The sequence below is a fragment of the Arthrobacter sp. genome, assembly GCF_030540645.1.
Taxonomy (GTDB): Bacteria; Actinomycetota; Actinomycetes; order Actinomycetales; family Micrococcaceae; genus Specibacter.
On sequence record NZ_JAUNVV010000011.1, the window covers coordinates 1 to 23,347 of the forward strand.

The window sequence follows — 23,347 nt, forward strand, 5'->3', positions numbered from 1 at the left end:
ATAAATAAATTGGTATCAATAAAACTTGGCACACTATTGAGTTCTCAAACAACAATTGCAATTTGAGTAATTCCTAATTATTTTTCATAATTAGTTTTCGTCGTTGCGATGATCAAACTTTATTTCAAGGAAAGCATTTTGTCCAATCCACAGCGTGTGTTGCTTATCACTCCATGTTTTCCAAAAACTCATATCTTCATCAAGAAACAAACGAATCGAAGAGTCGTTTGTATTCATTCAGAATTTGTATGGGTTTGTTCCTTGCGGGGTGGTGAGCTCTTCCCCGCAAGCGGAGTGGCTCAGCGTTGCGCAAGCAACAGATAGAACAATACACAGCTGCCCGCCCCAACGCAAGTTGAGGCGGGCAGGGAGACTATGACCGGGGAGAACTTTGGTCAGGCGGCCAATTCCACCATGGCCAAGGTTCGCTTCCCACGGCGCACCAGCAGGTACTTGCCGTGGAGTGCATCGGCAGAACCCAAGATGGTGTCTGGATCGGTGACCTTGACGTTGTTCACGTAGGCACCACCCTCCCCCACCGTGCGGCGGGCCTCGGAGTTACTCTTGGAAAGCCCTGCGGAAACCAATAGTTCCACAATGGTCAGGCCAGCTGCCGGCGCCGTTGAACGCGGCAATTCCCGGGTCGCTGATTCCAACGTCGCCACGTCGAGTGCAGCAAGCTCACCCTGGCCAAACAAGGCAGCGGAAGCTGCAATCACCTTCAAGGTGGCGTCCACACCATGCACCAAGGACGTGACCTGGAAGGCAAGTGTCCGCTGGCCTTCGCGTGCTTGCGGCTTTTCCGCAACTGAGGCGGCAATGGCCTCAATTTGTTCACGGGAGAGGAACGTGAACACCTTCAGCCGGTCCACAACGTCCGCATCGGCAGTGTTGAGCCAGAACTGGTACATGTCAAAAGGACTGCACATGTCCGCATCAAGCCAAATGGCGTTACCTTCGCTCTTGCCGAACTTGGTGCCGTCCGAGTTGGTGATCAACGGTGTTCCCAGTGCATGGACAGAGGCGCCTTCAACCTTGCGGATCAAATCGGTGCCACTTGTCAGGTTCCCCCACTGGTCAGACCCTCCTTGCTGGAGCACACAGCCGTACTGGCGGAACAGCTCAAGGTAGTCCATGCCCTGCAGGATCTGGTAGCTGAACTCGGCGTAGCTGATGCCCTCGTCGGAGTTCAGCCGCGAGGCCACGATGTCCTTCTTGATCATGGTGCCGACGCGGAAGTACTTGCCCACGTCACGCAGGAAGTCCAGCACCGACATCGGTTCGGTCCAGTCAAGGTTATTGACCATGCGGGCGGCATTCTCGCCCTCGAATGACAGGAAGCGCTGCACCTGGCCCTGCAGGTAGCCAACCCACTCCTCAACTGTTTCCTTCGAGTTCATGGTGCGCTCCGCCGTCGGACGCGGATCCCCCACCAGACCAGTAGAGCCTCCCACCAGGCCCAGCGGCTTATGGCCTGCGAGCTGCATGCGGCGCATGGTCAGCAGCTGGACCAGGTTGCCCAGGTGCAGGCTGGGGGCCGTGGGGTCAAAACCGCAATAGTACGTGATCGGATCGCCGGCGAGCAGCTCTTCAAGGGCTGCCTCGTCGGTGGAGACCTGGACCAGGCCTCGCCACTTGAGCTCCTGCCAAACATTGGCGAAGCTGGGGTCGTTCTCGGGGACGTGGAGTTCAGTTTGCAAAGACACATCCCAAAATTACCAGCACGACGGCGGTTCGTCGCCATTCGTGGCCCGCGCCGCCTCCCGCCGAGGCTGCCGTGGGCAACAACGGCGGGCACGTGCTGGCGCTACTTCTCGATTCCCGCCGGCAGCGGCTGCGAACAGATGAGGCGCAACCGTTGGGTGGGCCGGGTCATGGAGACGTACAGGTCCCCGACGCGACCGTGGGCGTGGGCCAATAGCTCCGCAGGTTCCACGATGATCACACCGTCAAATTCCAGGCCCTTGGCCTCGTGCGGGTCGATCACCACAATGTCCTGTTCCAAGGAGCCGGCCCCGTGTCCAATCCTGGAGCCGTAGACCTCTCGCAGAGCTGCCGTGGTGGCCTGAACCATGGCAGGCGGGGCGATCACGGCGACAAGTCCACCGCCCACGGCAGCGGTTTCCTCCGGCATGACCGCAACCACTTGGGCAACCACATCGCTTGCCGCAACGTAGTCAACGAAGGGTTCCCATTCGCCGTCGCGCACTGCCTTGGGGGCCGAAACGATCTGGCCGGCCGCATTGGCCATGCGCACTGCGGCCTCGGCGATCTGCGCAGGGGTGCGGTAGTTGACCGTCAGTTCCTCGATGTTCCAGCGCTCCCCCATGAAGGGGTTCAGTGCCTGGCGCCAGGACATGGCCCCGGATGCGGAGCTGGTTTGGGCGATGTCGCCGACGATCGTGAAGGACTTCACCGGGCAGCGGCGCACCAGCAGCCGCCACTGCATGGGTGAAAGTTCCTGCGCCTCATCCACCACCACGTGACCGTAGGCCCACGTCCTGTCCGTCAGCGCACGCTCCGCGCTGGTCTGGGCCGCCTCACCGACCACGTTGTAGTCGGCCAGCTGCTCCGCCGTGAGCATCCCGTCGACACCAGAATCCTCCATCTGCTGGCTCATGTTGGCGATTGCCTTTTCAGCATTAGCCAGATCCCGCTTGCGCTGCGACTTTGCATTGGCTTGGGCACGGCCTCCCGTGGCATCCATCTCACCCAACAGTTCGGCGGCCTCATCCAGCAGCGGCACATCCGACTCCGTCCACGGCGCGCTCGGGCTGCGCAGCAAAAGCTCCCGCTCTGCCGGGCTCAAGTCCGGTGTGACGGCGGCCAGGATTTCCGGCTTGCTGAACATGTCATTCACCAGTTGCCTGGCCGTCATGGGCATCCAGCACAAGTTCAACATGACACGGACGTCGCGGGACGTGCGCACATCCTCGGCGAGGTAGGAACGGTCGGCGTTGTTGCCCGCCCCTGCAGATTCAATATGCTCGCGCAACTGCTCTGTCAGCTCACGCAGCAAAGTCTTGACAAAAGTGATGCGCGCTTCGTTGTGCGGCAGGCCCGTGGCCCGCGCCTTGTCCCTGGCACGGCGCACCTGACGGACCGTAAGGATCAAACGGGTACCTTCGACGTCGAGCCTGACATCCCCATGTGGCATGCGTTGCCGATTGGCGACGGCGTTTGCCACCACCTGCGCCATGGAAATCCGGCCCTTGAGTTCGGCAGTCTCAGCAGATTCGCTTCCCTTGGCCAACACGCCGGGGAACAGATTGCCCACGCTGGCCATGACCACCCCCGTTTCACCAAGGGAGGGCAGCACGCGCTCAATGTATTTCATGAACGCGTTGGAAGGGCCCACCAGCAGGACGCCGGCGGACTGCAGTCGTTCGCGGTGCGTGTACAGCAGATAAGCGGCGCGGTGAAGGGCCACCGCAGTTTTCCCGGTACCCGGCCCGCCCTGCACCACCAGCGCACCGCTCAAGGGTGAGCGGATGATCCTGTCCTGTTCGGCCTGGATAGTGCCGACAATGTCATTCATGCGACCAGTGCGCTTGGAATTCAGCGCGGCCAGCAGGGCGCCTTCACCTTGGACGTGTGCGCCGTCGGAGAGCATGGTGTGGTCAAGGACATCATCCTCGATGGCCTTCACTTTGCGCCCTTGCAGCAACAGGTGCCGACGGCGGCGCACGCCCATGCGGTCAAAGGCCGTGGCTTGATAGAAAGTACCGGCTTCAGGGGCACGCCAATCGACCATGAGCTGGCGCAGATCCTCCGACAGCAGTCCTATGCGGCCGATGTAGCGGTCCTGGCCGTCATCGAGGTCGAGGCGCCCAAACACCAGCTTGTCGTCGACGGCGTTCAGTTGGGCCAGGCGGTCCTCGTACAGTGTGGCGAAGGCATCGCGCTCGGAGCGGTTTTGGTGTGTGCCCATGGACCTGGACCTGCGCACTTCTGCCAGCTGCTCAACCTTCTCGGCGCGGAGTTCATCCAGGCGGGAATACAGGCCGTCAACATAGCGTCGTTCTTGGGCCAACTCGTCGTCATACATGCAAGGCTCCTGATAGCTAAGGCTTGTCGCCAAAAAGGCGGACCGTCTATTCTATCCCGGCCTGCGTGTTGGTGGGCCCGTTTGTGAGCACGCCTACACAATGGCAGTGCCGAGGGCCGCGTGTTGTCCGGAACAGCTGCGGATTGAGGATTGTGAGGGCTACACGTGGAGCAGCGACACGATGTCCCTGCCAGCAAGGTTTACCCGTCCCGGCAGTGCGTCTATCTCCAGCACCACGCCGAAACCAGCCACCACGGCACCCGTGCGCTCAAGCAGAGCCGCAGCGGCACCCAGGGTGCCCCCGGTGGCGAGGACGTCGTCGAGAATTAACACACGCGTACCAGCAGGGACGTCTTCACGATGCAGTTCCAAGGTCGCCTCGCCGTACTCGAGGGCGTAGCTCTCGGAGTACACCGCGCGTGGCAGTTTGCCAGCCTTGCGAATGGTGATGACGCCGGTTCCGGTGGCGTACGCGGCCGCTGCTGCCAGCAAAAAACCGCGGGCCTCCACTCCTGCCACTGCGTCAAACTGGCCGGCGAACGGCCTCACGATAGCGTCCACTACCTGCTTCAAGGCTGCTCCGTCGGCAAATACGGGGGTGAGGTCCTTGAAGACAATGCCGACTTGCGGGTAGTCCGGAACTGTTGCGCACAAGCGCTCCACCACGGCGGAAACATGGGATATGTCGCTATGCTGCTGGATGGTTTGGGCTGGGGCTGACGGGGCGCTTGAGGTTTCATTCACCCTCCAACGGTACAACCTGCCGGAGGCAACGGGGCCTACGGGGTTGTCGGGGTGGTTGGCGCCCGCCCACGCACCTTCGGAGCTGCTGCAGCCTTGAACCTGGACACGGTCTTGTCCCCATCAATCCAGAATCGCCACGGGTAGTTCTCCGTCCCGCCGGGCCCGCTCAAGCCCACCCGCGGGCCTGTGCGCACGTGGCGTTCGGGTGTGGACGGCAACGTCAATGAGACTTGCCCGCCAAGAGCTGAAATGCCGTTGTGTTCCAGGTTGAATCCCAGGGCTTTGGTCAGTGTGGCCGGGCCCCTGGCCAACTCGTAGTCGTGCTTCGCAGTGGGGCGGCGCAGCCGTGCTAAATCCAGCCCTTCTACGATCTCACCTGCGCGCATCAGGCAACCGGACGACAACCCCTCGGGCCTGCAGACCAAGTTGGCACAAAAGTGCATGCCGTAGGTGAAGTACACGTATAGGTGCCCAGGCGGGCCGAACATGACGGCGTTGCGGTTCGTCTTTCCACGGTAGGTGTGTGCGCCAGGATCGGGGTCTTCAGAATCCTTCGGGCCAAGATACGCTTCAACCTCGGTGAGACGCACCACGACGGGTCCCTCCGGACTCTCGTGCCGCACCAGTGCGCCCAACAAGTAGGGCGCCACGATGGTGGCAGGTTTTTGCAGAAGTTCAAGGATGTCGATTGGCTCGCCCATAAATCCAATTTAGCAGCGTCTGCTTTTCACCTAGACTCCAACCATGGACCCTGAAGTGATGAAAGCTGCGTATTTCACGGACACGGGCGGACCGGACAACATCAACTACGGTGAACTGCCCGTGCCCTCACGGACGCCGGGCACGGCACTCGTTCGAGTTGCTGCGTCTGCCGTGAATAATGTGGACACTTTTGTCCGCGCCGGAACGTACGCCACCGAGCTCACCCACCCGCAGGTACTTGGCCGGGACGTTGTGGGCACGGTGGAGCAACTTGGCACTGATAGTCCCGCCGGATTCCACGTTGGGGACACTGTGTGGGCCAACTCAATGGGCTTCGGCGGTAGGCCGGGAACGGCGGCGCAGTTCACGGCCGTTCCCATAGACCGCCTCTATCACCTCCCACCGGAGCTGAACGCCGATGGTGGGGATGCTGTCGCCGTGGCTGCGGTCCTCCATTCCGCAGCCACGGCCAACTTGGCTTTGCACCGGCACGCACAGCTGCAGCCCGGCGAGACAGTGTTCATTGGAGGGGCCAGCGGCGGGGTGGGAACCGCGGCACTGGTCCAGGCAGTGCGTGCCGGCGCCCGCGCCATCACCTCCTCCAGCGCGGCCGACGTCGAACGCTGCCTGTCGCTTGGAGCTTCCGCGGCGCTGGACTACCGTTCTGAAGGCTTCGCAGAAGAGCTGCGGCAGGCCGTCCGCACGGTGTCCGACGGCCGGGGCTTAGATGTGCACTTGGAAACGTCGGGGCGCCACCGACTGAGTCTCGCCGTCGAGCTTTTGGCGCTTCGCGGACGGATCATTGTGCTCTCCGGCATGGCTGCCACGGATTCAGTGCCGCTGGGCAGGCTGTACACGAAGGACGGCAGCATCCGCGGCTTTGCCATCAGCAACGCCACCGTGGCGGACCTGGCCGCAGCCGCCGAAGCCGTCAATGAGCTGTTGCGGGACGGCAGCCTTCGCGCCCGGAACGTGACGGTGCTGCCGCTGTCCGGCGCCGCAGACGCACATGCCGCATTGGAGGCAGGGACCGTCCACGGCAAGATCGTGCTGGTCCCCCAAAAGGACTGACTGCCAACTCCGTGTGGTTCCGCCTGCACAAGCAGCACCAAAATCACCGCATGGAAGAATGCTCTCATGGCTGTTGCACTGGACTTCACTCCCCCTTTTGAACCTGGAATCTTTGACTTTCTCGCGGTCCGTGCCGTGGCGGGCATTGAGGAAGCGGGTCCCCGAAGTTATGCACGCACCGTGCAACTTGAAGATGGGCACTGCTGGTTCAGCATTCAGTGGGATGGACGGGCCCTGTACTTGGAGCATGACGTTGAACGGCCGGAGGAATTTCCCGAGCTGTTGGCCAAGGTGCGGCACCTGTTCAACCTTGACCACTCCCCCGCGGCCGCAGATGCGGCACTGGGTGCGAACCCACTGCTGGCGCCGCGGGTTGCCGCGCTCCCCGGCATGCGGCTGCCGGGCTGCACTGATCCGGCTGAGATCCTCATCCGCGCCATGGTGGGTCAGCAAATCACCGTTGCCGCCGCACGCACAGCGCTGAACCAGTTGGCCGTGCTGGGCACGCCTAGCCGGTTGCACCATGGTTCGACGCAGCGTTTCTTCCCAACCCCTGCACAAATTGCGGCTGGAGGCAGAGATATTTTGCGTGGGCCGGCCCGGCGCATTGATTCAATCCTGGATGTGGCGGCGCGGCTTGCCGAAGGGCAACTTTCCATCGGCGCCGAAGACACCGAGGAATCCCTGGCCGCCAAGCTGCTGCCCATTCCGGGCATTGGGCCATGGACAGTAGGATATGTGGCCATGCGCGTGCTGGGCAGCAGCGACATTTTTCTGCCCGGCGATGCGGCTGTACGCAATGGCTACGGGTTTCTCCGCGGCGACACCCCGGCCCAGGCTCGCTCCATCAAGGCCGCCGAGCTGAGCGCCGCGGCCGAACCGCTGCGACCCTGGCGGTCCTACGCCACTTTGCATTTGTGGCGGAGAGCCGGGGAAAAGTAGGGAATCCTCAGGCATCCCGAACACACTCAGCACTCAGCACTCAGCAACGTGTGGCCAGCACAACTCCCGTCACCTATTTGAGGGACAAAAGGCCATCCTCACCCCCAAACCCGGGCGTAGACGCGGCAGGCGAACTATGGTCAAGACATTCAATGGCCCATGACGCCGCAGGCCTTTGGACATCCCACCATGAGGAGGACCATGAACAGCCTGCCAGCAGCCTCAGCAGGGTGTGGGCACCCCGCCACACACCCTATGCTGGCGTGCCAGCCGCGGATCACGGAGCTTGCCACGCAGTGCCTCGACGCGGCTGGCCCTGACCACGGTGCCGATCTTGCCCTCGTCGAGGCAGCCATAGTCAACATGTCATGCACTCAGGTCCGGAATTGGTTCACCGCCCTTCATCGCAAAGTGGACGCTGAGAATTTTTCCCGACTTCCGGCCCGCCCCGATTTCAGTGAACACATGCTGTGGGACCACCTCACGGGCGACCCGCAGAAGATCAAGATCCGCAACCAGCTGGCAGAGTTGCTCAACTCGGACCTGGTCCGGCAAATTGTGGTCGGTGCCATCCGGCAGCGCTTTCGCACCCTTGAACGGTCAGGGTCTGACTCTCCGATCCGTCGAAACGGGAGCAGTCGGCAATGTTTCACGGAAACATTGCCGACTGCTCCCGTTTCGATTGGGTCTTTCACGGTTTCCAGCCCTTTGCCCACAGCGCGCTGGCAACTTTGCGCACCACGGCTGGGCGATCCCCATACAAGTCCTCCCGGGAGATCCTCACCTCCTGCCACCCGAGGGCTTCGGTAGTTTCCAGGCGCCGAATGTCTCGCCGGTACTGGTCCGGATTATTATGGTGGCCTCCGTCGTATTGCAGGCTGATCCGATATTTTCGGTATGCTGCATCGGGCCAGAGCAGGGGCCTGCCCCATTCATCGCAGACGATGACGTTCAATTCCGGCTCTGGCAGCCCCGCCTCGACAAGCTCCAACCGGGTAAAGGTCTCCGGCGGCGAATCAGCGCCCACCCGAATCAATTCAAGCCCCGCGCGGGCCTTGAGTACACCTCGACTGCCGGGGTGCTTCTTGACCATGCGTTGCAGGTCAGCCAGGCCGCAGACGTCCTCGCGGGGAGCCGGAAATTCCAGCCCATGCTCGCACACGAGGTAGTCCCCCGCAGCCACAAGTTCCCGCAACGGCAGACACGCCGCTAAGTCCAGCCACGTCCGGGCCGCACTCGTGAGTGGGACACCGTCCATGATCCAGATTTCCCCATCCGCAAAGTTCAGGCGGTGCCCGACGACGTTGACCCTCCGGGGCTCGCTCGATTTCGCTGGATTGGCTATGTGGATCCGCCAGTCATTTTCCAGCCTTGCTGGCAGCGGAATCCCCCACAAACGTGCGGCCGACAAGTGACTGAGGACACTGCCAGAGCTGGCCTCGACATAGGCAGCGAGTGCAGCGGCGCCTTTGAGTGTCACCCCGGCAGGCACCCGGATATCGCGTGAGACGACAATCAAGTCGTTGGCGTGTGTGCGGCCGCGCGTCAGCCCGGAGGCATCGGAGGATTTCGTGGTGAACGATCTCCGTCGAAGGTGCGGGGGCAGCTCGGAACGGTGCATACCTCATTGTTTCCCTGAAAAACCGCTACTTTTGGGTTATCCACAGGAAATATCGAGTACCACCTAATCGAATGCACATTTGATTACAGTGTTGAGTCAAAACATTGCAATCAAATGTGCATTCGATTTTCGGAAGGATGGTGGCCGTGGGGAAGTCCGGAACCGGGTGGAAAGCAGCACTCCGGGGGCGGGCGTTACTTGACTGGTGCGGGAGCCGGCCATCCTTGCAGCTTCGGCAGTTCCACCGAGTCGGCGGCGGCCTCGGCGCGCAAACTGCCCATGGTGGGTGTGCGTCCAGCCAGCCAGGCGACGATGTCGGTCAGCATGCCGGAAATCGACACGGCGTTCTCGCCCGTGCCGACCGTCATGGGTGACAGGCCCAGCGGCAGCAGTTTCAAGTGGGTGTCAGCGGGCACGCGCGGCGCCAGGAATTCCAGCAGGTACAGGCAGAACTCCTTGGACCATGTTTCAGGCCCGCGCCCCACCTGCAGGTCGGCCAGGTGAATGACAAGCTCACGCCAATACGCCAGCGCACCGTCGCGCACCACGCCGTTGCGGTAGCTGATATGCAGCTGCCACTGCGCTTCCGAGAGCCCACCCAGTGCGCCCAGAGCCCTAGCAAGCCCGGCCGTGAGCGCCTGCTGGTGCTCCCGTGCGCCATGCCCGGCAGCCATTTCGATAGCCTGAGTGCGGCCGCTTTGTCCGCCGTCGTAGAAATCAACCAGTTCCCCGTTCAGGGCGTATTCAACCTGCCTAGCCACAGCGTTGGAAACATGGGTCAGGTGCGCCAACACGTGTCCGCGCGTCCAGCCGGGCAGTTCCGTGGCGGCCAGGACGTCTTCGTCGCTGAGGCCGGCCAACTTGGAGCTCACATTGTCCGCAGCAGCCTTGAGTCGCTCCAGCAGCTGCGCATTTGAAATATCAGTCATGCACTCCAGCCTAGACGGCCGAGGGGCCCACCGCGAGCCTGCGAGTGGTGGGAGGCCGTCAGGCGCTAGACGGCCGAGGGGCCCACCGCGAGCCTGCGAGTGGTGGGAGGCCGTCAGGCGCTAGAGCAGGAAATGCCCGCACCCCTCAAGGATGCGGACATTTCACCGATTACTTTGGAACGTACGACGCCGGTCAGGCCACGAACGCCCTGACCTCGCCCAGCTGCACCTCAAGCGCCGCCAGCTGCGCCAGCACCGCTGACGGTGCCGTGCCGCCCTGGGCACTACGGCTGTTCAACGAGCCCTTCGTGCTCAGGACTGTGCGGACCTCGGGGGTGAGATGGGCGGAGATTGCCGCGTACTCCTCATCGCTGAGATCCCACAACTCCACGCCGCGGGCCTCGGCAACCTTGACCGCTGCCCCGGAAAGCTCATGGGCGTCGCGGAACGGCACGCCCTGGCGGACAAGCCATTCGGCAATGTCCGTGGCCAGCGCAAAGCCTTGCGGCGCCAAAGCCTCCATGCGTTCGGTGTTGAACACCAGGGTTGCGATCATGCCGGAAACGGCGGGCAGCAGCAGTTCGAGGGTGTCGGCGGCGTCAAAGACGGGCTCCTTGTCCTCTTGCAGATCCCTGTTGTACGCCAGTGGCAGGCCCTTCAGCGTGGCCAGCAGCCCGGTCAGGTCGCCAATGAGGCGCCCAGCCTTGCCGCGTGCCAGTTCCGCCACGTCGGGATTCTTCTTCTGCGGCATGATCGAGGAGCCGGTGGAATAGGAATCATGCAGCGTCACAAAGGAGAATTCCTTCGTGGCCCACAGGATGACTTCCTCGGAGACCCGTGACAGATCTACCCCGATCATGGCGGCAACCCAGGAAAACTCGGCAAACACGTCACGGGAAGCCGTGCCGTCGATCGAGTTCCAGACAGCTGAATCAAATCCGAGATCGGCGGCGACGGCGTTCGGGTCCAGGCCCAAAGAGGAACCGGCCAACGCACCGGAGCCGTAGGGTGACACGGCTGCGCGCTTGTCCCAATCGACCAAGCGCTGCACATCCCGCAGCAAAGCCCACGCGTGGGCCAACAGGTGGTGGCTCAGCAGCACCGGCTGTGCGTGTTGAAGGTGCGTGCGTCCCGGCATGGCCACACCGTGGTGCGCCTTCGCCTGCTCCACCAGCGCGTCAACAACGCTCAATACGCCTGCGGCGACAATCCTGGCATGTTCACGCAGATACATCCGCCCCAGTGTGGCGACCTGGTCGTTGCGCGAACGCCCGGCACGGAGCTTGCCGCCCAGTGCCGTTCCAGCACGCTCAATCAGACCGCGCTCCAGCGAACCATGAACGTCCTCGTCAGACTCGGCCGGGGTGTAGGCGCCGGACTTCACATCCGCTTCCAGCTCGTCAAGGGCCTTCAACATGCCCTCAAGCTCTGCCGCATCCAGCAGTCCAGCCGTGTTCAGCACGCGGGCGTGCGCCTTGGAACCGGCAATGTCATACAACGCCAAGCGCCAGTCAAAGTGAGTCGACTTGCTCAGCGCCGCCAGTGCATCCGCGGGACCACCTTGGAAGCGCCCGCCCCAGAGTGCGCCCTCGTTGGTCCCGTGCGTCTGCGCCACTGCTACTTCCCTGCAGCGCGCTGGTCGCGGGTCGAGGCTACCTTGGAGGACATGCCCCACAGCTCGATGAATCCCTTGGCCTGCGACTGGTCGAAGGTGTCGCCGGTGTCGTAGGTGGCCAAGTCGAAGTCGTACAGGGAGGTCTCGGAGCGGCGTCCGTTGACGATGGCCTGGCCACCGTGCAGCGTCATGCGGATATCTCCATTGACGTATTCCTGGGTGTCATTAATGAACGCATCCAAGGAGCGCTTCAGGGGTGAGAACCACTGGCCGTCGTACACCAGCTCGGTCCAACGCTGGCCAACAGTGGCCTTGAAGCGGGCCTGCTCGCGCTCAATGGTGATGTCCTCAAGGTGCTTGTGCGCCGTGATGAGGGCCATGGCGCCGGGTGCTTCATAGATTTCGCGGCTCTTGATGCCGACGAGGCGATCCTCTACGACGTCGATGCGGCCCACGCCCTGGGCGCCGGCGCGGCGGTTGAGTTCCTGGATGGCCTGCAGCGGGGTGACCTTCACGCCGTCAATGGCGACGGGGATGCCCTGGGCGAAGGAGATGATGACCTCATCCGGTGCCGGCGGGAATTCCGGGGTGGCCGTGTAGTCGTAGATGTCCTTGGTGGGGGCGTTCCAAATGTCTTCGAGGTAGCCGGTTTCCACGGCGCGGCCCCAGACGTTCTGGTCGATCGAGTACGGGTTCTTCTTCGTGGTCTCGATGGGCAGGTTGTGGGACTCTGCGTAGACAATGGCCTTGTCGCGGGTCAGTGCGAGGTCGCGGACGGGTGCAATGCACTTCAAGTCCGGCCCGAGGGTCTGGATGCCGACTTCGAAGCGGACCTGGTCGTTGCCCTTGCCGGTGCAGCCGTGGGCCACAGTGGTGGCGCCGAATTCACGGGCGGCCTTGACCAGGTGCTTGACGATGACGGGGCGGGAGATGGCTGAAACCAGCGGGTAATGGCCCTGGTAGAGACCGTTGGCCTTCAGTGCGGGCATGGCGTAGTCGTTGGCGAATTCGTCGCGGGCATCGGCTACGTAGGCTTCAACGGCGCCACAGCCGAGGGCGCGCTGGCGAATGTCCTCCAAGGACTCCCCGCCCTGTCCAACGTCGACGGCCACGGCGATAACTTCCGCGCCGGTTGCTTCGCCGATCCAGCCAATGGCCACGGAGGTGTCAAGGCCGCCGGAGTAGGCCAATACAATGCGTTCAGTCACGATTTTTCTCCCTTTGTTTGCACGACTCATCAGAGTGTTTTCAACGTTACCTCAAAGCATAATGCATGATTATGCAATCTCACTAAAATATATTCAGCCTAGGCTGCGGCTTATGCCCCGGCCCCTGATTCCGCCGCAAATTGCAGGAACCTCTCGGCTGCTTCCGCTCCCCCGAGAGGGTTGCGGGTGATGACCATGACGGTGTCATCCCCGGCGATGGTGCCAAGGATCGAGGGCATGACGGAGTGGTCGATGGCCAGCGCCAGAAAGTTGGCGGCACCGGGCGGGGTGCGTAGCACGGCGATGTTCGCCGAGGCTTCCGCCGTCACCAGCAGTTCCCCGCACAAGCGGATGAGCCGGGTATCAAGCTGCTCCTGCGAGGATGCCGCATGCACCCCGCGTTCCCCGCCTTCACGAGGAAGCGCATAAATCAAGGCACCATCCGCACCGCGCACCCGCACGGCACGCAACTCCACCAGGTCCCGGGACAATGTGGCCTGCCCCACCACCAGTCCGTCATCCGCCAGCAACGTGGCCAGTTCAGCCTGGGAACGCACGGCACGGCTGTTCAGCAGGGTCTGCACCCTGGCCTGCCGCGCGATTTTGGTTGCGGGCATGCCCGCCGGAGTTCCCATGGGCTTGGACATGGTCAGCTGCCAGTCCCTCGAGCGGCAGCGGCTTCAGCGGCTGTCTTTTCCACCAGCCACACCATGAGCGCCTTCTGTGCGTGCAGGCGGTTCTCGGCCTCATCCCACACCACTGACTGCGGCCCGTCAATGACGGAAGCGGCAATCTCGTAGCCGCGGTAGGCAGGCAGGCAGTGAAGCACGACGGCGGCCGGGTCGGCTTGGGCGAGGGCGGCCTCGTCCAGCGCGTAGTCCTTGAAAAGTTCCATGCGCTCCGCTTTTTCCTCTTCCTGGCCCATCGATACCCAGGTGTCGGTGACCAGGACGTCGGCTCCGGCAACGGCCTGCGCCACGTCAGTGGTGACCAGCACCGAACCGCCGGTGAGGGCCGCGCGTTCGTTGGCGGCAGCTACGACGTCGTCCGCGGGAAGGTAGCCTGCGGGGCCGGTGATGCGCATGTGCATGCCCGCCGTGACGCCCGCGAGGAGGTAGGAGTTGGCCATGTTGTTGGCGGAGTCTCCCATGTACGTCATGGTCAGTCCGGCCAATTCGCCCTTGTGCTCCTTGATGGTGAGCAGGTCCGCGAGCAGCTGGCAGGGGTGGTAGTCGTCGGAAAGGGCGTTGATGACAGGCACCTTGGAATTGGCGGCCATTTCCTCCAGTCCGGCCTGGGCGTAGGTGCGCCACACGATGGTGGACACCATGCGCTCGAGCACCTTCGCAGTGTCCGTGATGGATTCCTTGTGGCCGATCTGGGCCTCGCCCGGGTTGATGATCAGCGGGTTGCCGCCGAGCGCCGCAACGCCCGCGGCGAAGGAAACGCGGGTGCGGGTGGAAGTCTTGTCAAAGATCACGGCGACCGTCTGTGCGCCGGAGCCTTCACCGGCAAAGGTGTTCTTGGAGTACGGCTGCTTCTTTAGCTCCGCTGCCAGTTCCAGGACCTCCGCCTGCTCGGCCGGGCTCAGGTCGGTGTCTACAAGAAAGTGGCGTGTCATCAGGAATTCTCTTTCGAATGCTGTGCGGCCACTGCTGTGGCGATCAATGCGGGCAGTGCAGTCAGGAACGACTGCGCCTGATCCGCGCTCAAGTTCAGCGGCGGGGCCAGGCGAATGGTGTGCGGTCCGGGCGCGTTGACAATGAAGCCGGCATCCAGCCCTGCACTGACGACGCCGGCGGCCACCGGTTCAGTCAGGTCGAATCCGACGAGCAGGCCGAACGCACGGACCTCGCCAACGCCGTCGATCCTGGCCAGGCCCTGGGCGAAGAGGTCGCTCACGGCACGCACATTGGCCAGCACGTTCTGTGATTCCAGTACGTGCAAGGTGGCGAGGGCTGCGGCGGTTGCTGCCGGGTTTCCGCCAAAGGTGGTGCCGTGCTGCCCAGCGCTGAGCAGGTGGGAGGGTGCCTCGCCAAAGGTGATGATGGCCCCGATGGGGAAGCCGCCACCCAGGCCCTTGGCCAGCGTCATGGCATCGGGAGTCACCCCCGCCGTGATGCCGGCGAACCAGCTGCCGGTGCGGCCTACGCCCGTCTGCACCTCGTCAAAGATGAGCAGGGCACCGTGTTCGCGGCTCAGTTCCCGTGCTGCCTGCAGGTATTCCTGCGAGAGCGGGCGCACACCGGCCTCGCCCTGGATCGGTTCCAGGATCAGTGCTGCCACGGAGCTGTCCATGGCTTCGCGCAGCGCATCAATGTCGTTGAAGGCAATGTGGCGCACGCCAGCTGGCATGGGCTCGAAGGGCTCGCGGTAGGCCTGTTTCGCCGTCATGGCCAGGGCGCCCATGGTGCGACCGTGGAAGGCACCCTCGAGCGCCAGGATGGTGGGGCGCTCCGCTCCCCCGTGGGCACGTGCCAGCTTGAACGCGGCCTCATTGGCCTCGGTGCCGGAATTGGCGAAGAAGACCTTGGAACCTTGCGGCGCCGTGCTCAATTCCAGCAGCTTCTCGGCCAGGGCGATCTGCGTGGGGCTCGTGAAGAAGTTGGAGACGTGCCCCAGCGTTGAAAGCTGGCTGGCAATGACGGACGTGACAAACGGGTGTGCGTGGCCCAGGGCGTTGACGGCGATGCCGCCGAGCAGGTCCAGGTATTCCTTGCCGTCGGCGTCCCAGACCAAGGATCCGGCACCGCGCACCAGCACGCGCTGCGGGCTGCCAAAGACGCCCATCAGCGACTTGCTGTAGCGCTCAAGCCACTGCGCGCTCGTCCCGGTGCCGGCCACGGCGGCCGCATTGGCGGTGCCCAGCTCCTTGCCTGTCGACTCTCCGCCTGTCAGGTCAGTGTGTTCCGGCTCTGTGTCGGAACCTTGCATTGCTTCACTCATCACTTGTCATCCTCATCCGGGAAAATTTGTGTTCCATTGCCTTCAAAAGTCATCAGTTCCAGCAGCACCGAGTGGGCGCTGCGCCCGTCCGCAACAGAGGCACGTTCCACTCCGCCGTCGACCGCGGCCAGGCAGGCACCCATTTTGGGGATCATGCCAGCCTCAAGCCCCGGCAACATCTCGCGCAGGGCATTGGCACTCAATTCGCTCAGCAGCGACGACTTATCCGGCCAATTCGCGTACAAACCCTCCACATCCGTGAGGATGACAAGGCGCGACGCCCCCAGCGCCACAGCGAGGGCGGCGGCGGCGGTGTCCGCATTGACGTTGAGCACCGTGGAGGCATCCCCCACTTCGGGTGCCACCGTGGAAATCACCGGAATCCGGCCGGCTTCCAGCAGATCCAGGATGGAGCCGGGGTTCACGCCCACCACCTCGCCTACCAACCCCAGGTCCACGGGCAGGCCATCCACTACGGTGCCTGTGCGTTCAGCTTGCAACAGCGCCCCGTCTTCACCGGAAAGCCCCACGGCGTACGGCCCGTGTTCGTTGATCAGGCCCACCAGTTCGCGGCCAACCTGCCCCGTGAGCACCATCCTGACCACGTCCATGGCCTCCGGGGTGGTCACGCGCAGCCCGCCTTTGAACTCGCTCTTAATGTCGAGGCGCTTGAGCATCGCGTTGATCTGCGGCCCACCACCGTGCACCACCACCGGCTTGATCCCCACATGGTGCATGAACACAATGTCTTCGGCGAATGCGCGGCGCAGCTCGTCGTTGATCATGGCGTTGCCGCCGTACTTGACCACCACCACGGTCCCGGCAAACTGCTGAATCCACGGCAGCGCCTCAATCAGCGTGCTGGCCTTGCCCTGCGCGATTTCCACCGAATTCATCATGTCTTCCTTCAATCCTGTTGTGTGCTGCATTCATGCTCCGAGCCTCCCGCGGCCCACCTCCCGGCGGGCCTGGTATTTTTGTAGCCCGGCGTAAAGGAGACGCCCAAGGCCGCTAGCGGCCGACGCGTCGGATAGCCGGGCGGAAAATGCCAGGCCCGCCGCCGAAGCCAGCCACGGCACGGCACCCAAGCGCTAGGACGAGTAGGCGCTGTTTTCTTCGACGTAGGCGTGTGTTAGGTCGTTCGTCCAGATGGTGGCTGAGGCCAGTCCGGCGTTGAGATCGATCTGGACGGTGACTTCGCGCGGGGTGAGGTCCACGAGGTCGCGGGAGTCGCCAATGCATCCGTTGCGGCAGATCTGGACGCCGTTGATGCTGACGTTGATTTTGTCGGGGTCAAAGGCTGCGTCGGTGGTTCCCACGGCGGAAAGGACACGGCCCCAGTTGGGGTCGTTGCCGAAGATGGCGGCCTTGAACAGGTTGGAGCGGGCAACGGAGCGTGAAACGATCTCGGCGTCGCGTTCGCTGTCTGCGTGGATGGTGGTGATGGCGATGTCGTGGCTGGCACCTTCTGCGTCCGCGATGAGGCCACGGGCCAATGTGGCACAGACTTCGGTGAGTCCGGCGGTGAATTCGTCCATGTCGGGGAACGCCGTGGACGCACCGGAAGCCATGAGCAGCACGGTGTCGTTCGTGGACATGCACCCGTCCGAGTCGGCTCGGTTGAACGTGACGCGGACGGCGTCGTGCAGGGCTGCGTCGAGCCCCTCGGCAGCAACTGCGGCGTCGGTGGTGACGACAACGAGCATGGTGGCCAGCCCCGGGGCCAGCATGCCGGCACCCTTGGCCATACCACCAATGCTGTAGCTAAAGCCTTCAGCGTTGACCGGGGACGTCCAGGACGCTTCCTTGGGGACGGTGTCGGTGGTCATGATCGCGGTGGCGGCGGCAGCTCCGCCGTCGTCCGCCAAGGCAGCGGCGGAAGCCTCGACACCGGGCAGGATCTTCTCCATGGGAAGCTGCTCGCCGATCAAGCCGGTGGAGCAGACGGCAACGTCAGTGGCGGAGATACCCAGCACGGCGGCGACCTTTTCGGCCGTGGCGTGCGTGTTCTGGAATCCTTCGGGACCCGTGCACGCATTGGCGCCACCGGAATTCAGCACCACGGCGTCAACGCGGCCGTCGCTGAGCACCTGGCGGGACCAGTGAATGGGGGCTGCGGCGACGCGGTTGCTGGTGAAAACGGCGGCGGCGCTCTTCTGCGGACCGTCGTTGACCACAAGGGCCATGTCCGGTTTCCCGGAAGCTTTCAGTCCCGCAGTGACGCCGGCGGCCCGGAAGCCAAGTGCTGTGGTTACGCTCATGGTGCTACTCCTTGAAGGGTAAGGCCAGTGGTCTCGGGCAGGCCGAGGGCGATGTTCATAGACTGTACCGCCCCTCCGGCCGTGCCCTTGGTCAGGTTGTCAATGGCGCAGCAGACGATGACGCGGTTGACATTGGCGTCGTACGCGATTTGCAGGGCTGCGTAGTTGGAGGCCTGGACGGATTTGGTGGAGGGCCATTGGCCCTTCGGCAGCACACGGACGAAGGGCTCGTCCTGGTAGGCCTTGGTCCACAGTTCGCGCAGCGCCGCTTCGGGATCGTCGAGTGCGGCAATGTCGGCGGAAACCTTGGCGGTGGCCGTGGTGAGGATGCCGCGGCTCATCGGGGCAAGGGTGGGTGTGAAGGAAACTTTCACGTCCAGGCCCGAGGCATTGGAGAGCCCCTGCTGAATTTCCGGGGTGTGCCGGTGCCCGCCGCCCACGCCATACGGGCTCATGGAGCCCATGACTTCGGCGCCGATCAGGTTGACCTTGGCAGCCTTGCCGGCACCGGAAGTTCCAGATGCTGCGACAATCACGACGTCGTCCGGTAGCAGCGCGTTCGCGGCGAATCCGGGCATGAGCGCCAGCAGTGAACTGGTGGGGTAGCAGCCGGGGACGGCGATGCGCTTGGCCCCGCGGATCCGCTCACGGTGGCCGGGCAGTTCAGGCAGGCCGTAGGGCCAGGTTCCCGCGTGCTCGGAGCCGTAGAACTTCTCCCACGCGACGGAATCTTCCAGCCGGTGGTCGGCTCCGGCGTCGATCACCAGGGTGTCTGCGGACAGCTGCGCGGCGATCGCTGCGGAGGTCCCGTGCGGCAGTGCCAGGAACACGACGTCGTGCCCTGAGAGGTTCTCCACGGTGGTGTCAACAAGGATCCTCTCGGCCAGGGAATGCAGGTTCGGTGCAAGGTCCCCCAGCCGTGTTCCCGCGTTGCTGTGGGCGGTGATGGCCCCGATGCTCACGTCGGGGTGGCTGGCCAGCAGGCGCAGCACCTCTCCCCCGGCGTAGCCACTGGCTCCTGAGACGGCTACTGATATTGTCATAAAACGACTATACAGCAGAATTATTCATTGTCACCGATATTTATCCATATGTTCTTGGGCCGTCCAGTTCTATGATGATGATGGGGTCCGCACCCCAACGATTCGACAGCAACCTATTGGGAGTTCATCATGACCGAGACCTGCAACGCCATTGTCGCCGCCGCCCCGGGCGGGCCCGAAGTTTTGAAGCTGGTGCAGATCCCCATGCCGTCTCCGGGTGCGGGTGAATTGTTGATCAAGGTCGCTGCCATAGGTGTGAACTTCATTGAAAGCTACCAGCGCGAAGGGATCTACCCCGTGCCGTTCCCGTTTACGCCGGGCGCCGAAGCTGCCGGGAAAGTGGTGGAAGTGGGGCCCGGTGTTGTCGATTTTGCGGTGGGCGATCGCGTGGCCACCGCCGAGGGCATCAACTGCTACGCCGAATACGCTCTGGTTTCGGCGGACAAGGCCCTACGCGTCCCCTCCGCTGTGCCGCTGGATGTTGCCGCAGCACTCCCCCTGCAGGGCATGACGGCCCACTATTTGATGAACTCGACGTATCGGGTGGAGCCGGGCCAAACGGTTTTGCTGCATGCCGGCGCGGGCGGGGTGGGCCTTTTGCTGACGCAAATGCTCAAGGAGCGCGAGGCCAGGGTCATCACCACAGTCTCCACCGACGAAAAAGAGGAACTCTCCCGCGTGGCCGGCGCCGATTCGGTGCTGCGCTATGCGGACTTCGCGGCCCAAGTGCGTGAGCTCACCGACGGCGTCGGCGTGGATGTGGTGTACGACGGCGTCGGGAAGGACACGTTCGACGGTTCCCTAGCGTCGTTGCGCACCCGGGGCACACTTGTGCTTTTTGGTGGCGCTTCCGGCCAGGTGCCACCGTTTGACCTGCAACGGCTGAACTCCGGCGGTTCCCTCACGGTGACCCGGCCCAAGCTGGGTGACTACCTGCTCAATGCCCAGGAACGTATTTGGCGCTCCACCGAAGTTTTCAACGCCGCCGCCACAGGGCACCTATCCGCCCGCATCGGCACCCGTTTCCCATTGGCCGATGCTGGAGCTGCCCACACGGCGCTGCAGGGCCGAAAGACGACCGGCAAGGTCATTCTAGAGCCGTAACAACGCCTAACGGGCCCATCTATACTGCAGCCAAACAGCCAAAAAAGGACTAAATGGATGACTGAACAATAGTCTCAGCCGAAATCGCAGGGACAGACCACCGGAAAGACTTCCGTTCCGTCTCTACATCTCCTATGCTGGGCTTCGGATCAGGGTAGAAAGTGCCCATTGCAGTATTTATTGGGGAGCTGAATATGGAACGTATGCATGGGGATGGGTTTTTGTCCGGACAGCGGGTACTGGTGGTATCCCCGCACGCCGACGATGAAACGTACGGGTGCGCCGGTACGATTGCCAGAATCAAGTCTTTGGGTGGTGAGGCGTTTGTCCTCCTTGGGTCACTCGGCGGCGTCGACCACTACGGTTCCGCGAGCCGTGGCGAAACGATGCACCGGGTCAGCGCCAATACACGGTTGGACGAATTCAATACAGCCATGGGGTTGTTGAAAGTCGACGACTGGGATGTCATGTTCCCCCAGGAATCCATGCACTTGGCTTTGGACACGGTACCCCGCAAGGACCTCGTAAGAATCATTGAACGCGATTCCCGACTCTCGGTGCAGAACATTCAACCCACCATGCTGCTCATACCCTCAATTAGCTACAACCAGGACCACGAGGCGCTGTTTCGGGCGTGCATGACTGCTTCTCGTCCTGGCCTTCGCACGGAACGTCATTTCATCCCGCACGTGCTGGCCTATGACAACACCAGCCTTTTCTGGTCCCCCGAGCACGAACGCTTCCATCCCAATTTTTACATCGACGTCAGTGAATTCTTGGACGTCAAGCTCAATGCCCTGCGCGCCCACGCCTCCCAGATTAGGGGACCCCTGTTCCACGGAAGCCCCGAGGGCTTGGATCTACAAACACAGTTGAGGGGCCGGGAAATCTCCGTCCACGCTGCCGAAGGCTTCGTCACACACAGGACGGTTTTCTGATGGTGACCGTCTCAATCCACCAGCCAAACTTCATGCCTTGGCTCAAACTCATGGCCAAAACCCTCGACAGCGACGTGTTCGTCGCTTATGACAGTGTCCAGTTCACGCGCAAGGAGTTCCACGCACGCCAGCTTTTCCGGACCAGTGGAGGAGAACCCCGATGGCTGACGGTGCCCGTGGTCAGTACTGGGGCTCGCCAGATGCTTAACACCGTTCGGGTGGTGATGGACACCGGCTGGCGCGAGGAACACTTGGACTTCCTCACTCGCAACTATTCCAAGGCTGCCCACTTCGAGGAGGTCTTCACCCTGATTCAAGGAGTGTACGAGCGCCAGCACGAACTACTTGTGGACCACAACCTTGATCTGATTGAACAGTTCTGCCGGTACCTCGGCTCCGAGGTCAAGATCATGCGCGCAACCAGCATTCCCCATGCCGGGACGAGGGAAGAGCGCCTGCTGGACCTCGTCCTCGGGGCCGGTGGCGACTCCCATCTCACGAGCACCATGGCCACCCACGTCATCGACTGGTCAGGTTTTGACCACGCGGGCATACCCATACGCGTGCAAGAATTCGAGCATCCTGTCTATCAACAGGGCACGCTGCCGTTCCTTCCGAACCTGGCAACAGCCGACATGCTCTTTCACACAGGAACGGATGCAGCCGAAATACTTGCAGCCGGGTCCGCCGAGCACCAAAAGGCTGCCTCCAGTCCGGTCTGATAGGGGACTGCTTGCCGGAAACCGCCCCGTAGCGAAGCCAACCAGTTTTGGTGGGTAATTTCAAAGCGACTGGCCATCTTGAGGCAGCCTTATTCGACTAAGCAGCGCTCGTCTGGCGGCGCCGCTCCCAGTTGCGCAGCAAAATCGCCACCACAATCGCCGCGGCAATGCCGACGATGGTGAATCCCACCCGTTCAGCGGTCAGTTCAAGACCGAGGTTGTAGTCGCCCAGCGAGGAAAAGATCAACAGCATGGGTGTCAGTGTCAGGGCCTGCATGATGTAGGCCCCTCCCAGGGTGTACCAAATCAGAAAGAACATGGACAGCGCCGCGACGATCAGGGCCCCCCAAACGGGCAGGAAGACAACGGCCAGCAAAGCAATGATGGCCCCGAGGAAGGTGCCAACCAGCCGCCCATTCAAAGTGTCGCGGCGCTCCTCAGGCAGCGGCCGCAGGGCCATGAGCACCGTGACGGCAATCCAGTAGCCGTGGGGGATGTTGCTGGCAAGGGTCCAATACATAACCGCTGCACACAGCACGCCCACGGTGATCCCGTGTTCCCATGCGATGAACGTGTTGACGGGGCGGACGGGGGCCTGAAGCTTCAGGATCTTGGTGACCAGCCCGCCAACAACCCCTCCCGCAATGACCCACAGGCCGGCCTCCCACCAACTGAGATCAACCGCTCCGGGCCCAAAAAGAATGACGATGATGGGTGTCAGTGACAGCAGGCCGGCCGAACGTCGATTCGAGGCGGCAAACAGCAGTGCGGACAGCAGTATCAGCAGTGCGATGGCCCAGGGCGTAGAGCCTGCCAGCGATGCCAGGGCGCCGAGCACCGCGGCAATGAAGATCAACACGCCCGCCTGCTGTGGCTTGCTCACAGGAGTGACAGCCATGCCCAGTCCCATGGCCAGGCCAAATCCCATGCTGGCCGACGGCCCTGCCAGCACTGTGATCACGATTGATGGGATGAGAATGGCCACCAGCATCTTGAATGTCATGGGGAGCGTCCCTGGCATGGGCCGGCTGAGCAGTGCCATGTGTACCGTCATCTCGATAGTTTGGTGGTCACAATAATCCGCCCTGCATGAGCGGAGAAGGCTAATTCTAGGGCATGTCTTCAGCATCAGTGAGGCACGGTCAGCTCCGCCAATTCCAGCAGCACCTGCGAGACTTAATCGAACCTGGCCGTGCGAAGCTGTACCTATGATCAAGCTTCAGAGCGGGGCGTTTCAGCTCCAAAAGTCGCAGGGTGCCAACGGCTATGTCATTCCACTGGGCGGTTCCTACGTGGTTGTCGATCCGGGGATGGCAATGGGGACGAAGGCAGTCATCGCTGAATTGGGCACCGCCGGCATCCTTGGTGATGTGAGCCAGGTGCTGTTGACACACGGAGACACGGACCATGCCGGTGCCGCGCAGATGGTGGCGGCGGCGGCCGGTGGGCAGTT

At 62.6% G+C, this 23,347-nt stretch carries 22 protein-coding genes; 6 read left to right on the forward strand and 16 right to left on the reverse strand.

From position 1 onward, the window contains the following. Positions 1 to 90: 90 nt before the first annotated feature. The 5 genes from Q4P21_RS03590 to Q4P21_RS03610 form a co-directional block, all read right to left on the reverse strand. Complete coding sequence (locus tag Q4P21_RS03590) at positions 91 to 237, reverse strand: hypothetical protein (protein WP_303387486.1); 147 nt, start codon at positions 235 to 237, stop codon at positions 91 to 93. A 158-nt stretch (positions 238 to 395) separates the two neighbouring features. After that, on the reverse strand, positions 396 to 1,706 hold the full coding sequence (gene tyrS, locus Q4P21_RS03595) for a tyrosine--tRNA ligase (RefSeq protein WP_303387487.1): 1,311 nt from the start codon (positions 1,704 to 1,706) through the stop codon (positions 396 to 398). 101 nt (positions 1,707 to 1,807) lie between these two features. Next, positions 1,808 to 4,048, reverse strand: coding sequence for a UvrD-helicase domain-containing protein (locus Q4P21_RS03600; protein WP_303387488.1), 2,241 nt, complete (start codon positions 4,046 to 4,048; stop codon positions 1,808 to 1,810). A gap of 159 nt (positions 4,049 to 4,207) precedes the next feature. Continuing rightward, positions 4,208 to 4,714: an adenine phosphoribosyltransferase gene (locus tag Q4P21_RS03605; RefSeq protein ID WP_303387532.1), complete on the reverse strand. Its 507-nt coding sequence runs from the start codon at positions 4,712 to 4,714 to the stop codon at positions 4,208 to 4,210. A 113-nt stretch (positions 4,715 to 4,827) separates the two neighbouring features. Beyond that, on the reverse strand, positions 4,828 to 5,493 hold the full coding sequence (locus Q4P21_RS03610; protein WP_303387489.1) for a DNA-3-methyladenine glycosylase: 666 nt from the start codon (positions 5,491 to 5,493) through the stop codon (positions 4,828 to 4,830). A gap of 43 nt (positions 5,494 to 5,536) precedes the next feature. Here Q4P21_RS03610 and Q4P21_RS03615 point away from each other — a divergent pair, with 43 nt between their 5' ends. Further along, complete coding sequence (locus Q4P21_RS03615) at positions 5,537 to 6,565, forward strand: NADPH:quinone reductase (protein WP_303387490.1); 1,029 nt, start codon at positions 5,537 to 5,539, stop codon at positions 6,563 to 6,565. A 66-nt stretch (positions 6,566 to 6,631) separates the two neighbouring features. After that, on the forward strand, positions 6,632 to 7,507 hold the full coding sequence (locus Q4P21_RS03620) for a DNA-3-methyladenine glycosylase (RefSeq protein ID WP_303387491.1): 876 nt from the start codon (positions 6,632 to 6,634) through the stop codon (positions 7,505 to 7,507). Positions 7,508 to 8,198: 691 nt separating this feature from the next. On the opposite strand, the gene Q4P21_RS03625 is transcribed toward Q4P21_RS03620, so the two are convergent. From Q4P21_RS03625 to argC, 10 genes are all read right to left on the reverse strand, one after another. After that, positions 8,199 to 9,128 carry a hypothetical protein gene (locus Q4P21_RS03625; RefSeq protein WP_303387492.1) on the reverse strand — a complete coding sequence of 310 codons (930 nt, stop codon included), beginning with the start codon at positions 9,126 to 9,128 and terminating at the stop codon, positions 8,199 to 8,201. A gap of 194 nt (positions 9,129 to 9,322) precedes the next feature. Next, entirely contained in the window at positions 9,323 to 10,057 is a 735-nt protein-coding gene (locus Q4P21_RS03630; protein ID WP_303387493.1) for a maleylpyruvate isomerase family mycothiol-dependent enzyme, read from the reverse strand. A gap of 193 nt (positions 10,058 to 10,250) precedes the next feature. Then, positions 10,251 to 11,672: an argininosuccinate lyase gene (gene argH, locus Q4P21_RS03635; protein WP_303387494.1), complete on the reverse strand. Its 1,422-nt coding sequence runs from the start codon at positions 11,670 to 11,672 to the stop codon at positions 10,251 to 10,253. A gap of 2 nt (positions 11,673 to 11,674) precedes the next feature. Next, positions 11,675 to 12,880 carry an argininosuccinate synthase gene (locus Q4P21_RS03640; protein ID WP_303387495.1) on the reverse strand — a complete coding sequence of 402 codons (1,206 nt, stop codon included), beginning with the start codon at positions 12,878 to 12,880 and terminating at the stop codon, positions 11,675 to 11,677. A gap of 110 nt (positions 12,881 to 12,990) precedes the next feature. Next, complete coding sequence (locus Q4P21_RS03645) at positions 12,991 to 13,527, reverse strand: arginine repressor (protein WP_303387496.1); 537 nt, start codon at positions 13,525 to 13,527, stop codon at positions 12,991 to 12,993. Positions 13,528 to 13,529: 2 nt separating this feature from the next. Continuing rightward, the gene (gene argF / locus Q4P21_RS03650; protein WP_303387497.1) at positions 13,530 to 14,501 is read right to left on the reverse strand and encodes an ornithine carbamoyltransferase; all 972 of its coding nucleotides are present in this window, start codon (positions 14,499 to 14,501) and stop codon (positions 13,530 to 13,532) included. Then, the gene (locus tag Q4P21_RS03655; RefSeq protein ID WP_303387498.1) at positions 14,501 to 15,826 is read right to left on the reverse strand and encodes an acetylornithine transaminase; all 1,326 of its coding nucleotides are present in this window, start codon (positions 15,824 to 15,826) and stop codon (positions 14,501 to 14,503) included. Before Q4P21_RS03655 ends, argF begins: the two co-directional genes overlap by 1 nt. Continuing rightward, positions 15,826 to 16,722 carry an acetylglutamate kinase gene (argB, locus tag Q4P21_RS03660; protein WP_303387533.1) on the reverse strand — a complete coding sequence of 299 codons (897 nt, stop codon included), beginning with the start codon at positions 16,720 to 16,722 and terminating at the stop codon, positions 15,826 to 15,828. Before argB ends, Q4P21_RS03655 begins: the two co-directional genes overlap by 1 nt. A 195-nt stretch (positions 16,723 to 16,917) precedes the next feature. Then, entirely contained in the window at positions 16,918 to 18,087 is a 1,170-nt protein-coding gene (gene argJ, locus Q4P21_RS03665; protein ID WP_303387499.1) for a bifunctional glutamate N-acetyltransferase/amino-acid acetyltransferase ArgJ, read from the reverse strand. Continuing rightward, positions 18,084 to 19,130 carry an N-acetyl-gamma-glutamyl-phosphate reductase gene (argC, locus tag Q4P21_RS03670; RefSeq protein ID WP_303387500.1) on the reverse strand — a complete coding sequence of 349 codons (1,047 nt, stop codon included), beginning with the start codon at positions 19,128 to 19,130 and terminating at the stop codon, positions 18,084 to 18,086. The genes argJ and argC overlap by 4 nt, the downstream gene beginning before the upstream one ends. 129 nt (positions 19,131 to 19,259) lie before the next feature. Between argC and Q4P21_RS03675 the strand changes: the two genes are divergently transcribed. The 3 genes from Q4P21_RS03675 to Q4P21_RS03685 all read left to right on the forward strand — a co-directional run bounded on the left by Q4P21_RS03675 (position 19,260) and on the right by Q4P21_RS03685 (position 21,894). After that, on the forward strand, positions 19,260 to 20,234 hold the full coding sequence (locus Q4P21_RS03675) for a quinone oxidoreductase (RefSeq protein ID WP_303387501.1): 975 nt from the start codon (positions 19,260 to 19,262) through the stop codon (positions 20,232 to 20,234). Between the two features lie 194 nt (positions 20,235 to 20,428). Then, complete coding sequence (locus Q4P21_RS03680; RefSeq protein WP_303387502.1) at positions 20,429 to 21,172, forward strand: PIG-L deacetylase family protein; 744 nt, start codon at positions 20,429 to 20,431, stop codon at positions 21,170 to 21,172. Beyond that, positions 21,172 to 21,894: a WbqC family protein gene (locus Q4P21_RS03685; protein ID WP_303387503.1), complete on the forward strand. Its 723-nt coding sequence runs from the start codon at positions 21,172 to 21,174 to the stop codon at positions 21,892 to 21,894. The genes Q4P21_RS03680 and Q4P21_RS03685 overlap by 1 nt, the downstream gene beginning before the upstream one ends. A 97-nt stretch (positions 21,895 to 21,991) precedes the next feature. Here Q4P21_RS03685 and Q4P21_RS03690 read toward each other — a convergent pair whose 3' ends face one another. Next, entirely contained in the window at positions 21,992 to 22,948 is a 957-nt protein-coding gene (locus tag Q4P21_RS03690; RefSeq protein ID WP_303387504.1) for an FUSC family protein, read from the reverse strand. Between the two features lie 154 nt (positions 22,949 to 23,102). Here Q4P21_RS03690 and Q4P21_RS03695 point away from each other — a divergent pair. Then, on the forward strand, positions 23,103 to 23,347 hold a 245-nt coding region (locus Q4P21_RS03695; protein ID WP_303387505.1), incomplete at its 3' end, for an MBL fold metallo-hydrolase.